A 13,126-nucleotide genomic window follows, 5' to 3' on the forward strand; every position below is an offset into this window, starting at 1 on the left:
TACCTTGAATGCTGCCATAAAAATTCTGATCACTGGTTAATAAAAAACTTAATTTTTGATTAAATTCTGGTTATTTCTTTTATTTGCCGTAGTTCATTAGTCAAACGGATGATATCAAGTTCGCTTAATCGGTTATAATATCAGTGACCAATGCCAAACTTGCGTTATGCCCAGACGAATTAGTATAGCTCCCCACTTAAGTACCGAAGAACTTGGCCGGGCTGATCACCAAGCCCAAGAGGGCTTGGAAAGTCGCCAATATCAAATTATTTGGTTGTTGGCTAAGGGGAAGACCACGGAGGAAGTCCAAGAAATTACGGGCTACAGTCGCATCTGGATTTATGAATTGGTAAAGAGATACAACCAATTGGGATTAAAAGGGCTGGGTGCGCGCCGAAAAGGAAATCCCGGACATCCACCGTTAATTGATGATGTGACTCAAGCTCAGTTATGGCAAGCCCTGCAAGGAACAGCGCCGGATGGGGGACTGTGGAACGGTCGCCAGGTGGCAGACTGGTTGACAGGAGTAACTGGACGAAAAATTAGCCGACAAAGGGGATGGGAGATTCTGCGACAAATGACATTTCGGCTTCGTGTACCGAGACCGGCTCACACCGAAAGTGACGAAGACGAGCAGCAAGCCTGGAAAAAAAAACTGGTAACGGAGTTAGAGGGACTTCGCCGGAGATACCCTGATGCACAGGTGCAATTGTGGAGCGAAGATGAACACCGTCTGGGACTCAAACCGGTGATGCGACGTATTTATGTAGCGGAAGATTGTCAACCACTCGCCCATATTAATTGGAAATTCGAGTGGTTATGGCTATATGGTTTTGTGAGACCGGAAACGGGAGAGACTTATTGGTGGATTATACCTTACGTCAATACAACTCTATTTAGTCGAGTGTTACAGGAGTTTGCTGCCGAATTTAAATTAGGTCCAAATCAACACATTATGTTAGTGGTTGATCAAGCCGGATGGCATATCAGTAAGAATCTGAAAGTACCCGAAGGACTGCATTTAATGTTTCTACCGTCCCATTCCCCGGAACTACAACCAGCAGAAAGACTGTGGCCTCTGGTAGATGAACCCATTGCCAATCGTTCATTTGAGAATCTTGATCAGCTAGAGGAACTCTTGTGTGCTCGCTGCCGAAGTTTGTGGAAACAGCGCGAATTAATTCGAGGCTTGACCAGTTTTCATATCAAGTTCGCTTAATCGGTTATAATATCAGTGACCAATGCCAAACTTGCGTTATGCCCAGACGAATTAGTATAGCTCCCCACTTAAGTACCGAAGAACTTGGCCGGGCTGATCACCAAGCCCAAGAGGGCTTGGAAAGTCGCCAATATCAAATTATTTGGTTGTTGGCTAAGGGGAAGACCACGGAGGAAGTCCAAGAAATTACGGGCTACAGTCGCATCTGGATTTATGAATTGGTAAAGAGATACAACCAATTGGGATTAAAAGGGCTGGGTGCGCGCCGAAAAGGAAATCCCGGACATCCACCGTTAATTGATGATGTGACTCAAGCTCAGTTATGGCAAGCCCTGCAAGGAACATCGCCGGATGGGGGACTGTGGAACGGTCGCCAGGTGGCAGACTGGTTGACAGGAGTAACTGGACGAAAAATTAGCCGACAAAGGGGATGGGAGATTCTGCGACAAATGACATTTCGGCTTCGTGTACCGAGACCGGCTCACACCGAAAGTGACGAAGACGAGCAGCAAGCCTGGAAAAAAAACTGGTAACGGAGTTAGAGGGACTTCGCCGGAGATACCCTGATGCACAGGTGCAATTGTGGAGCGAAGATGAACACCGTCTGGGACTCAAACCGGTGATGCGACGTATTTATGTAGCGGAAGATTGTCAACCACTCGCCCATATTAATTGGAAATTCGAGTGGTTATGGCTATATGGTTTTGTGAGACCGGAAACGGGAGAGACTTATTGGTGGATTATACCTTACGTCAATACAACTCTATTTAGTCGAGTGTTACAGGAGTTTGCTGCCGAATTTAAATTAGGTCCAAATCAACACATTATGTTAGTGGTTGATCAAGCCGGATGGCATATCAGTAAGAATCTGAAAGTACCCGAAGGACTGCATTTAATGTTTCTACCGTCCCATTCCCCGGAACTACAACCAGCAGAAAGACTGTGGCTTCTGGTAGATGAACCCATTGCCAATCGTTCATTTGAGAATCTTGATCAGCTAGAGGAACTCTTGTGTGCTCGCTGCCGAAGTTTGTGGAAACAGCGCTAATTAATTCGAGGCTTGACCAGTTTTCATTGGTGGCCTCAAACCGAGACTTTACTATAATTGATTATCCGGACTTGATATCATTGGTGGCCTCAAACCGAGACTTTACTATAATTGATTATCCGGACTTGATATGACCGGGAATTTGTGGGGCGAGATTGGCTCTCGTATCTTCTCATCGACCCCGAGGTTCCTTTCCGCCTACGCATCCGCCACAGCGAGCTGATTAGTCCTAAGTTAGGAGGAACTCGGCGTAGCGGCGAACGAATATTTGATTCTCTGCGACCCGGAGAATTTCGCCAGCTTTCGGGTCGCCGTTGGGTTTGGGGACGGCAGGTTTACGTCATTGGCTCTCGTCTGGCTGATTCGGGGGAGTTGTTGATTCTCATCACTAACGCTTGCCCCGAAACGGCCCTCCCCGACTATGCTCGGCGTTGGGGTATTGAAAACCTCTTCGGAGCCTTGAAGACTCGGGGCTTCTGTCTCGAATCGACTCACTTTAAGGACCCTGAGCGCTTGAGCCGTTTATTGGCTTTGCTTAGCCTGGCTTTTACTTGGGCTATGAAGGTGGGTTTGTGGATTCACCAAGGTTCACCCATTCCTTTGAAGGCTCACGGACGACGCTCCCAGAGTCTTTTCCGCACTGGCTTCGATTTTCTACGCCGCACTTTCTCTAATCTGCCTTTGTTTTCAGGGCGGTTTCACCAGGCTCTACAACTTTTGTCCTGTACTTAGCAGACATAGAACGGTTAGACTTAGTAATGGGAAAGAAAGGCATGAATCTTGGTTATTCCAAACTAAAGATGGATTCCAACTATGGAAACATAACTGGACTCCAATTGTTAGACACACCCCAATACGCCCCGATGCAACACCCTACGACGGAAACTGGACTTACTGGGCAACCAGAAAAGGACAAGCAATCGACACGCCTAACAGGGTAGCAAAACTACTCAAAAAGCAAAAAGGCAAGTGTAAATGGTGTGGATTGTATGTCGCACCAACAGATATAGTTGAAGTAGACCACATTGTACCTCGAAGCCAAGGCGGAAAGGATGAATACAAAAACCTTCAACTACTACACCGCCACACCCGCGATGATAAAACGGCACTTGACAATGCCAGAGCTGTATCCTTAACAATGGAGCAGTCAGACTAGGAGCCGTATGATGGGAAACTATCAAGTACGGTTTTGAAAGGGAGGGAGAGATGGCGACATCTCTCTCGACCCCTACTCACCTGTGGGATGTATGACGCATCAGGAGAATGGGCTTATCGGGTGGGAATGCCTGCGAAAAGTGGCGTAGGCGGCGGTATTTTAGCCGTGGTACCAGGAAAGTTGGGGATTGGTATATTTTCGCCGCCTTTGGATCCTAAAGGTAATAGCATTCGAGGCGTTAAGGTGTGTGAAGACCTATCACAGGATTTTGGTTTACACCTGTTTAATGTAGCTAAAAGCGATCGCAATTTAGAAGAGTGGATTGCTGGTGGTGATGGTCTACATGACTTCTAACAAGTCTCCACTATCCACAGTGGCAGATGTTAGCCTAACATCCAGGTTAACCTAAGTCTTTTGTCTAAAATTTCTGGCACCAGCAGCTATAGCACAAGACAGAACACTTAGGACGTATAATGGAGAGGACGAGATGACTAAGAAGACCAAAAATGCCAGCCCCCTATAGTTACGACCTCAGACAAAAAGTTATTGATGCCATTGAACTAGACGGTATGCCCAAAACATAAGCCAGTCAAGTTTTCCATGTCAGCAGGAACACCATTAATCTCTGGCTGCAAAGAAAAGCACAGACCGGAGACTTCCTCCCTAAACCTCATCACCGACCTGGCAATAACCACAAAATTACCGACTGGCAGAAATTCAAGGCTTTTGCCCAAGAGCATGGCGACAAAACAGCAGCTCAAATGGCTGAACTTTGGGATGACGACATCTCTCCTCGCACCATATCCAGAGCCTTGAAGAAAATTGGCTTCACCAGAAAAAAAACTTACGGCTACCAAGAACGTTGGAAGCAACAGCGAGAGGAGCTTATGGCTCAGATTGAACAGATGGAGCCGGAAGAAGTGGTCTACCTCGATGAAGCCGGCATGAATAGTCAGGACTCGGATTACCCTTATGGTTACTGCGAGGAAGGAAAACGCTTCCATGCACTCAAATCAGGGAAGAGGCAGGGCAGGGTAAGTATGATAGCCGCATGGTGTCATCAACAACTCTTAGCTCCCTTTAGCTTTGAGGGTTGTTGTAATCGGACAGTGTTTGAGTTGTGGTTGGAGTTCATCTTAATTCCAACATTGAAGCCAGGTCAGACTCTAGTATTGGACAATGCAACGTTTCATAAAGGGGGGCGGATTGCTGAACTGGTGGAGGCAGCTCAATGCCGTTTACTCTATCTACCACCTTATTCGCCAGACCTCAACAAGATAGAGAAATGTTGGTCGTGGCTGAAAGCCCGTATTCGCCACTGCATTGAGCAGTTTGATTCTCTCCATGATGCCATGGATTCCGTTCTCAAAGCTGCGTCCTAACCACCTTGACTAATGCTATATATCCCCGCCCGCACTTTAGTCGGGGCTTTAATACTGTAGGGGAAAACAATTTTTTGATCCCCAGAAACTATCTGATTTAAACTGGCTATTAACCTCGATCAAAACTCACCTTTTCGTCGATTTCGTCTCAGAAAAACCCTACTGATTCCCTTTCTTTTGCCAATTGTGGGAGGGGTTGGTTTGGTAGGATGGATTGGTTATAGCAGTGGACAACAAGCTGTGAATAATGTAGCTACCCAATTACGCAGTGAACTGACCAATCGGATTACCGAAAAGTTATCCTCCTATACGGAGATTCCCAAAACTATTAATCGTTTCAATACTAATGATTTTGCCCATGGTTATCTAAATGTCAGTAACACCTTTGGGGAACACAAATTCTGGCAGAAGATGCAGATTTATCCTAGTTTTAGTTATAGCATTAGTCAAGGTGGTTAGGACGTAACTTTGAGAACGGAATCCATGGCATCATGGAGAGAATCAAACTGCTCACGTGCAGTGGCGAATACGGGCTTTCAGCCACGACCAACATTTCTCTATCTTGTTGAGGTCTGGCGAATAAGGCGGAAGATAGAGTAAACGGCATTGAGCTGCCTCCACCAGTTCAGCAATCCGTCCCCCTTTATGAAACGTTGCATTGTCCAATACTAGAGTCTGACCTGGCTTCAATGTTGGAATTAAGATGAACTCCAACCACAACTCAAACACTGTCCGATTACAACAACCCTCAAAGCTAAAGGGAGCTAAGAGTTGTTGATGACACCATGCGGCTATCATACTTACCCTGCCCTGCCTCTTCCCTGATTTGAGTGCATGGAAGCGTTTTCCTTCCTCGCAGTAACCATAAGGGTAATCCGAGTCCTGACTATTCATGCCGGCTTCATCGAGGTAGACCACTTCTTCCGGCTCCATCTGTTCAATCTGAGCCATAAGCTCCTCTCGCTGTTGCTTCCAACGTTCTTGGTAGCCGTAAGTTTTTTTTCTGGTGAAGCCAATTTTCTTCAAGGCTCTGGATATGGTGCGAGGAGAGATGTCGTCATCCCAAAGTTCAGCCATTTGAGCTGCTGTTTTGTCGCCATGCTCTTGGGCAAAAGCCTTGAATTTCTGCCAGTCGGTAATTTTGTGGTTATTGCCAGGTCGGTGATGAGGTTTAGGGAGGAAGTCTCCGGTCTGTGCTTTTCTTTGCAGCCAGAGATTAATGGTGTTCCTGCTGACATGGAAAACTTGACTGGCTTCTGTTTTGGGCATACCGTTTAGTTCAATGGCATCAATAACTTTTTGTCTGAGGTCGTAACTATAGGGGGCTGGCATTTTTGGTCTTCTTAGTCATCTCGTCCTCTCCATTATACGTCCTAAGTGTTCTGTCTTGTGCTATATGTCTATTGTGGTGACGAAGATGGTAGTTTTTTTGGGGTAGGTAGACTTGACTAAGAAGACCGTTCCCATGTAATTATGGTGTATAGCAATTTCTGGACTGACTTTATGCGCCAGGATTTTGCTTTTGATGAACAAGGAAATCGGACTGAACAAATTGGCACTCTTGAACAACCTTATGATCCACGCCAAAGACCTTGGTATAAAGCCGCTCAGGCTGAAGGTAAGGCTGTGTGGAGTGAGATTTATCTTTCTTTCTCCACCCTATTACCTACCATAACAGCAAGTCTCCCAGTTTATAGTTTAACCGATAGTTCTCTGATCGGGGTTTGTGCAACTGACTTTTTTTTACCCCAAGAAGTGAGTTGGTTTTTGCGAAATTTGGAGATTGGTAAAACTGGGACGGCTTTTATTATGGAGCGTTCCGGTAAATTGGTGGCTACTTCTACGGGAGAACCTACTTTTAAAATTGTTGGAGATGATCGTGAACGATTGTTGGCGATCGCCAGTGAAAATGACGCAGTGCGCTCTACGGCTAATTACCTGAGCGATCGCTTTAATGATCTCAGCAATATTCAAACTGTTGAAAAATTAGATTTTCAGTGGCAGGGTGAGCGACAATATGTTCAAGTTGTGCCATTTCGAGATGGAAATTTGGATTGGTTAGTAGTTGTAACCATTCCGGAATCGGATTTTATGAGCGAAATTAATGCCAGTCGTCAAAAGTCTATTGGGTTAAGTTTCGGGGCGTTAATAATAGCGATCGCTGTCGGAATTTTCACCTCTCGCTGGGTGACTCGACCGATTTTGCGCGTTTCCCATGCGGCTGATGAATTAGCGCAAGGTGAACTAGATCAACAGGTAAAACCTAGCCCAATTATTGAAATCGATCGCTTGGCGAAGTCTTTTAATAGTATGGCACAACAACTGAAACAATCATTTTCTGCCCTCCGCCAAAGTGAAGCGACTAATCGCGCCATTGTTAATACTATTCCAGATTTAATGATTCGCGCTAAGGGGGATGGTAGTTATCTTGATGTGGTGGGTAGTGATCGGCTGGAGGGAGTAGATAGTAGTGGCGACCAATTTTTAACCTCTAATCGATTGCCAAAGGCAATCACTATTCAGGAGTATTTACTCGATAATAATAAACAATTAATTAAGAATATTTAACAAGTATTAAAAACGAATAATTACTAATTTACAAGAATCAAATTATCCAGGATAATAAGTCTGTGAATAAAGAGGTGCAAATTATGGTTTTGTCAGAAGATGAAGTTTTGATTATCGTGCGAGATATTACCGATCGTAAACAAGCAGAAGAAGCCTTGCGTATTGCTGAGGAAAACTACCGCAGCATTTTTGAAAATGCTTTAGAAGGGATTTTTCAATCGTCCCCTCAAGGAAAATTTATTAATGCTAATCCTGCTTTAGCCAAAATTTATGGCTATGATTCTCCTGAAGAAATGATGGCAAGTATTACCAACATTAGTGAGCAGCTTTATGTAGACCAGGAAAAAAGAACCGAGTTTAGATATTTGTTATCTAAACAAAATTCAGTCAAAGATTTTGAATATCGTTGTTACTGCAAGGATGGTAGTATTATCTGGATTCAAATTGATGCGCGTGTTGTGAATGATAACAATGGCAATGTGTTGTATTACGAAGGCATTGTTCAAGATATTACTGAACGGAAGCGCAAGGAGGAGGAACTCAAGCGACAATTGCAAGAGTTGCAAATTGAAATTGATCACAAAAAACGTCAGAAAGAAGTGGCTAGTTTAACTGAGAGTAGTTATTTCCAGGAAGTTCAGCAGGAAATATCTAACGTTAACCTGGATGAATTCTGGAGTTGACAAAAAATTGATAATTATTAACTGTAGGGGCGAGTTATGCTGTCAATTCTCAATTCCCCAGGACGATATTAATCAACCCGCCCCGCCCCACCCGGTCATTAATTATTAATTATTAATTATTAATTATTAATTATTAATTGTCGGAGCGGGTTCTGCTATTACCTCACCTACCCAGGACGATATTAATCAACCCGCCCCGCCCCACCCGGTCATTAATTATTAATTATTAATTATTAATTATTAATTGTCGGAGCGGGTTCTGCGAGTATCTCGCCTACCCAGGACGATATTAATCAACCCGCCCCGCCCCACCCGGTCATTAATTATTAATTATTAATTATTAATTATTAATTGTCGGAGCGGGTTCTGCTAGTACCTCGCCATTAATAAACCCGCCCTCTGGGGAGAGGGGTCAAGATTTGGCTTGTATGTAAGCGATCGCCTCTCGCCAGATCAAAATCGGTTCCCCCTGTGGGGGCTGTAAACAGATACAGTTAGGATCTTGCCAGATGATTTTGCCCTCTAGCAGATCTTTGGTGAGTAATTGAATCTCAACAGTGGGTTTATCCTTGATGTAGGTTTGTAACTTGCGGATGCTTGGTAAATCGGTATTAAACTCAGGCATAATCGATTAGTTATTACTAAAGCAGGAGATTGAGATATCAGTGATGGCAATTGAGTTTACAAAGTATCACGGTTTGGGCAATGATTTTATTCTGATTGATAACCGTCATCAGTCGGAGCCGATTTGTACACAGAGACAAGCTGTGCAAATGTGCGATCGCCATTTTGGTATTGGTGCTGATGGGGTAATCTTTGCGCTTCCCGGTGACGGGGCTAGTGACTACACCATGAGAATATTTAACTCTGATGGGTCAGAACCGGAAATGTGCGGGAATGGAATTCGCTGTCTGGCTAAGTTTATCACTGAGTTGGAAGGAAAAACTGGGACGGCGATCGCTTATAAAATTAATACCGCCGCCGGGGTCATCTGTCCCGAACTTTTAACCGATGGTCAGGTTAAAGTAGATATGGGATTACCACGGCTACTGGCTGCGGAAATTCCCACTACCCTATCTGAAAATAACCTCAAGGTGATCGATGTTCCCCTAGAGGTAGCAGGACAGGTTCTGTCTGTTACCTGCGTCAGTATGGGAAACCCCCACTGCATCACCTTTGTAGATGATGTAGCTAGTGTTCCATTAACGGAGATTGGACCGTTGTTTGAACATCATCCCGCTTTTCCTGAACGAACCAATACAGAATTTATTGAAGTAGTGCGACCAGATTATGTCAAAATGCGGGTTTGGGAAAGGGGCGCTGGTATAACTTTAGCCTGTGGAACCGGGGCTTGTGCTTCTGTGGTGGCGGGAGTGTTGACCCAAAGATGCGATCGCCAAGTAACTGTAGAACTTCCAGGGGGTTGTCTACAAATTGAATGGTCAGCTACAGACCAACGGTTATACATGACTGGACCAGCGCAAGCAGTTTTCCAAGGTCAGTTAACCTTTCCAATCAACAATAATCAATAATTAGGTAAACCAAGGACATTGCTATGGGTGGAGGCATTTATCTCATTCAGGATGATGATCAGCTTGTGGAAATGATGGAACAAGACTATGATTCTGAAGACCAACTTCAGGATCTCCTCGAATCTTATCCGAATTTACTGGCTGGGGATGAGATCGATCGCGCCACCCCTAGACGGTGGCTATTGATTTCCAGGGATGCTATGGTTCCCCCGGAAGAAGAAAGCGGCGGTCGCTGGTCTTTGGATCATTTGTTTATCGATCAAGATGCTATCCCTACTTTGGTCGATATTCGCCGTATCCGTAATACGGAAATGCGCCAAAAGGCGATCGGACTTATGTTGGATTATGCGGCCCATGTTAGTTTTTACTGGCCCATTGAATCGACTATTGCTCAATTTGAGGCTAACTGTCGCGAACAGGGTCGCGATCCAGAACAGGTTTTTGAGGAGTTTCTTGGACCTGATGCTAAAGAAGAGCGTTTTTGGCAAAAAGTGAAAACTAATGTACAGGCTGGTAAAATTCGCCTGGTTTTTGTGGCTGATGAAATCTCCCCCTCTTTGCGTCGGGTGGTGGAGTTTCTCAATAAGCAAACTGATCCGGGGGAAGTCTGGGCGGTGGAAATTAAGCAATATGTCAGTCAGGACGGTTTAAGGACTTTAGTACCTCGCGTAATTGGTCAAACGGCGGAAGCACAACAGAAAAAATCTAGCGCTACTGGGGAACGCAGACGCTGGGATGAGGTGTCTTTTTTTGAGGAATTAAATATCCGCCGGGGAAATGATGAAGCACAACTAGCCCAGAAAATTCACGCTTGGGCGAAACAACAACAGCCGAAAATTGATATTCAATGGGGAACCGGGGATATCTATGGCGGGTTTACGGCTTGGTTTCACCAAAAGGGTCAAAAACCCCATAAGTTATTTAGTGTGGATATTTCGGGTCGTTTGGAAATTTCCTCTAATAAATATGCCTCTCAACCTCCTTTTGATTGTCAGGAAAAATGGGGGGAACTTCGCAATAAGTTTAGTTCTATTGGTTTATCTCTCCCGGTAGAACCGACTGAGTATCGATCGCTAACTTTGCGTCTGTCTACTCTCCAGGATGAAACGGCGCTACAACAGGTTATGGAAACTTTTGATTGGGTCATTAAGGAAATTAAGAAAGCCTGATATCTTTTTCGGATAATCACTAAAGAAGCCCGTTAGGTAACAACCAACGGGCAATTAGCCGGCAATTACGGGGAAAAAGCACCCACTACTATGGTCTACATATCCAATTGTGGATATCTTCTGTTCTCCCGGTTTTTATTTCTTCGAGTTTCTGGAAAACTTGATTGGCTACTTTGCGATCGCTTACCGGAGGTAAAATCATGTCTTCTCCCTGATATCCAATGGTGGAAATATGGGCGATAGTTGCTGCTGTTCCCATACCAAAGGCTTCCGTGAGAGTTCCTTGATGGTAGGCTTGGACTATTTCATCAATGGCGATCGCCCTTTCTTCTACCGGAATGCCCCAATCACGACATAAGGTTAACACACTATCGCGGGTAATTCCAGCTAAAATAGTTCCGGTTAATTTCGGGGTGACAACTACTCCATCAATCACAAATGCTAGGTTCATCGTGCCACATTCTTCGATATATCGGCGATGAATACCATCGAGCCAAATTACATTATCATAGCCTTTCTCTTTAGCTTCTCGGTCTGCTATAAGGCTGGCGGCGTAGTTTCCGGCTACCTTAGCCGCACCGGTTCCCCCTTCAAATGCTCTCACATATTTTTCCGTGACAATCAATTTAACTGGATGAGAATAATAAGCGCCTACCGGACAGGAGATAATGATAAATTTATAGGAATCTGAGGGTTTTAATCCGACCGATTCATCAACAGCAAAGTAAATGGGTCTAATATATAAAACGCTGCCATTTTTATTAGGAATCCAATCATCATCTAACTTAATTAACTCTTTCAATCCATCAATAAAAATGGATTCGGGAATAGCTGGCATACATAACCTTTCGGCGGATTGATTAATCCGTTGATGGTTGGCATCCGGTCGGAATAATAGTGGCTCACCATTGGAGTTTTTATAGGCTTTCATACCTTCAAAAATCGCCTGTCCGTAGTGGAGAGCAGACGTAGCGGGTGATAGGTCTATCGGACCATAAGGGATAATTTGAACATCCTGCCAATTCCCCTGGCTATAGTTAGCCACCAACATATGATCACTGAAGATTTTGCCGAAGGGTATCGGTTCGGTATCTAGTTCTTTAATACGGGATTTTTTGGTAGTCTCAATTCGTAAGTGCAGATGCGGATTGTTCATGATAATTTTTCGTAGGTGGCAAAAGATTGAAATGATGGATTTTTTGAGGGGGGGGAACAGTAGATAGCCGCTAGTTAGTAATTATCTGATTAACTAGGCTGCTTAACTGTTCCCTTGACTAGAAAATCTGGGAATTTATCGCCTCAATTAAAAATTCTTTAGGCTAACTTAACTTGCCTTTGCCAAAGAATTTAGGAGGTTCCGAAAGTGTGTAGACTTCAGTTTCGGCGGCGATCGCCTCTCGTAGATGTCGGGGAAGTTGAAATAGTCCTAACAGGGTAGTACCGTCAAACATCCGCATACCGCCTACAGTATGCTGTTGGAGGATTTCATCTGTTTTCTCCGGTTGAGGATAGGGATCAATGGGGTGTTGCGAGGCGATCGCAAATCCCCAAGGAGCCCCATAGGTGGGGATAAAGCTAGTATAGGATTGAACATGGGGAAACACAGCGTTAACTGTATTGACAATGCGAACGTGAAGATTTAAATTTCCGGGAGCCACCGGGCCAGCTTGAATTACAAATATCCCATCATCAGCTAGGACGCGCTGGATATTCTCAAAATACTCCTTCGTAAACAGTTTAAATGAGGGTCCTTCCTCAATGGGGTCTGATAGATCAGAAATAATCACATCCCATTTTTGGTCGGTGGTATCGAGAAACTCCAACGCATCCCCAACCACTAATTCCGTCCGGGGGTCTTCAAAAGCATTCTGGTGCATTTCTGGCAGATATTCGCGGCACGCCTCCACTACATCCCCATCAATATCAACCATTACCACCCGATCAACAGTTTTCCAGCGCAACACTTCCCGGATAGTCGCTCCCTCGCCGCCACCTAAGACTAAAACCTTCTCTGGTTTACCTTGAATGACCATCCCCGGATGGACTAGGGGTTCATGATACAGAAACTCATCCCCGGTGCAAGACTGCCATTTACCGTCCAGGACTAGGGCTTTGCCATAAGCCCCAGTTTCAACTATGTACATTTCCTGATAGGGGGTTTTTTTATGGGCCAGAACATCGATCACCCCGTGAGCATAAATATCCCAAGGTGTGATGTACTCTGTCATCCAAAAATCAGCCTGAACTTCACTGCCAGCCATAAAATATCCTCCCGGGTGTGATTTGACCAAAAGGGATTATATCCCAAATCCGCATAGTGATCGCTTTGATGTCATCCCCCTAATCAACCACTAAGAAAACACAAGACA

At 44.7% G+C, this 13,126-nt stretch carries 11 protein-coding genes and 4 pseudogenes; 11 read left to right on the forward strand and 4 right to left on the reverse strand.

The features are described from left to right. Positions 1 to 166: 166 nt before the first annotated feature. The 7 genes and pseudogenes from HFV01_RS20580 (at position 167) to HFV01_RS20610 (ending at position 5,264) form a co-directional block, all read left to right on the forward strand. On the forward strand, positions 167 to 1,219 hold the full coding sequence (locus HFV01_RS20580; protein WP_048894950.1) for an IS630-like element ISAtsp4 family transposase: 1,053 nt from the start codon (positions 167 to 169) through the stop codon (positions 1,217 to 1,219). Between the two features lie 38 nt (positions 1,220 to 1,257). Then, positions 1,258 to 2,267 (forward strand): annotated as a pseudogene (locus HFV01_RS20585) (IS630-like element ISAtsp4 family transposase). Positions 2,268 to 2,399: 132 nt separating this feature from the next. Continuing rightward, positions 2,400 to 2,999: pseudogene (locus HFV01_RS20590) on the forward strand (IS4-like element ISAtsp3 family transposase); the annotation flags it as partial. A 10-nt stretch (positions 3,000 to 3,009) separates the two neighbouring features. Beyond that, a pseudogene (locus HFV01_RS20595) lies at positions 3,010 to 3,423 on the forward strand (HNH endonuclease); the annotation flags it as partial. Positions 3,424 to 3,456: 33 nt separating this feature from the next. Beyond that, a complete protein-coding gene (locus tag HFV01_RS20600) occupies positions 3,457 to 3,777 on the forward strand; it encodes a glutaminase (RefSeq protein WP_228116494.1) in 321 nt (106 codons plus the stop codon). 152 nt (positions 3,778 to 3,929) lie between these two features. Further along, positions 3,930 to 4,805: pseudogene (locus HFV01_RS20605) on the forward strand (IS630-like element ISAtsp1 family transposase). A gap of 201 nt (positions 4,806 to 5,006) precedes the next feature. Then, on the forward strand, positions 5,007 to 5,264 hold the full coding sequence (locus HFV01_RS20610) for a hypothetical protein (protein ID WP_006670900.1): 258 nt from the start codon (positions 5,007 to 5,009) through the stop codon (positions 5,262 to 5,264). Here the strand turns inward: HFV01_RS20610 and HFV01_RS20615 are convergent. Next, positions 5,261 to 6,137, reverse strand: a protein-coding gene (locus tag HFV01_RS20615; RefSeq protein WP_318285837.1) for an IS630 family transposase whose coding sequence is annotated in 2 segments (ribosomal slippage) — positions 5,261 to 5,323 and positions 5,325 to 6,137 — 876 coding nt in all. Because the reading frame shifts where the segments join, the coding sequence is not laid out codon by codon here. The two genes, HFV01_RS20610 and HFV01_RS20615, sit on opposite strands and share 4 nt — an antisense overlap. Before the next feature lie 141 nt (positions 6,138 to 6,278). On the opposite strand from HFV01_RS20615, the gene HFV01_RS20620 reads away from it, so the two are divergent. Both HFV01_RS20620 and HFV01_RS20625 read left to right on the forward strand, forming a co-directional pair. Then, entirely contained in the window at positions 6,279 to 7,373 is a 1,095-nt protein-coding gene (locus HFV01_RS20620) for a cache domain-containing protein (RefSeq protein ID WP_006621093.1), read from the forward strand. Between the two features lie 62 nt (positions 7,374 to 7,435). Further along, the gene (locus HFV01_RS20625) at positions 7,436 to 8,056 is read left to right on the forward strand and encodes a PAS domain-containing protein (RefSeq protein WP_006621094.1); all 621 of its coding nucleotides are present in this window, start codon (positions 7,436 to 7,438) and stop codon (positions 8,054 to 8,056) included. Between the two features lie 412 nt (positions 8,057 to 8,468). On the opposite strand, the gene HFV01_RS20630 is transcribed toward HFV01_RS20625, so the two are convergent. Further along, positions 8,469 to 8,681: an Hfq-related RNA-binding protein gene (locus HFV01_RS20630; protein ID WP_006621095.1), complete on the reverse strand. Its 213-nt coding sequence runs from the start codon at positions 8,679 to 8,681 to the stop codon at positions 8,469 to 8,471. Positions 8,682 to 8,724: 43 nt separating this feature from the next. Here HFV01_RS20630 and dapF point away from each other — a divergent pair, with 43 nt between their 5' ends. Both dapF and HFV01_RS20640 read left to right on the forward strand, forming a co-directional pair. Then, complete coding sequence (gene dapF / locus HFV01_RS20635) at positions 8,725 to 9,588, forward strand: diaminopimelate epimerase (RefSeq protein WP_006669864.1); 864 nt, start codon at positions 8,725 to 8,727, stop codon at positions 9,586 to 9,588. A 23-nt stretch (positions 9,589 to 9,611) separates the two neighbouring features. After that, positions 9,612 to 10,757 (forward strand): hypothetical protein, encoded by a 1,146-nt coding sequence (locus HFV01_RS20640; RefSeq protein WP_006621097.1) that lies wholly within the window; start codon positions 9,612 to 9,614, stop codon positions 10,755 to 10,757. An 88-nt stretch (positions 10,758 to 10,845) separates the two neighbouring features. Here HFV01_RS20640 and HFV01_RS20645 read toward each other — a convergent pair whose 3' ends face one another. Both HFV01_RS20645 and speE read right to left on the reverse strand, forming a co-directional pair. After that, on the reverse strand, positions 10,846 to 11,913 hold the full coding sequence (locus tag HFV01_RS20645) for a branched-chain amino acid aminotransferase (protein WP_006621098.1): 1,068 nt from the start codon (positions 11,911 to 11,913) through the stop codon (positions 10,846 to 10,848). A 163-nt stretch (positions 11,914 to 12,076) separates the two neighbouring features. Continuing rightward, positions 12,077 to 13,018 (reverse strand): polyamine aminopropyltransferase, encoded by a 942-nt coding sequence (speE, locus tag HFV01_RS20650; protein ID WP_006621099.1) that lies wholly within the window; start codon positions 13,016 to 13,018, stop codon positions 12,077 to 12,079. Between the last annotated feature and the right edge of the window lie 108 nt (positions 13,019 to 13,126).

Source organism: Limnospira fusiformis SAG 85.79 (genome assembly GCF_012516315.1).
Classification (GTDB): domain Bacteria; phylum Cyanobacteriota; class Cyanobacteriia; order Cyanobacteriales; family Microcoleaceae; genus Limnospira; species Limnospira fusiformis.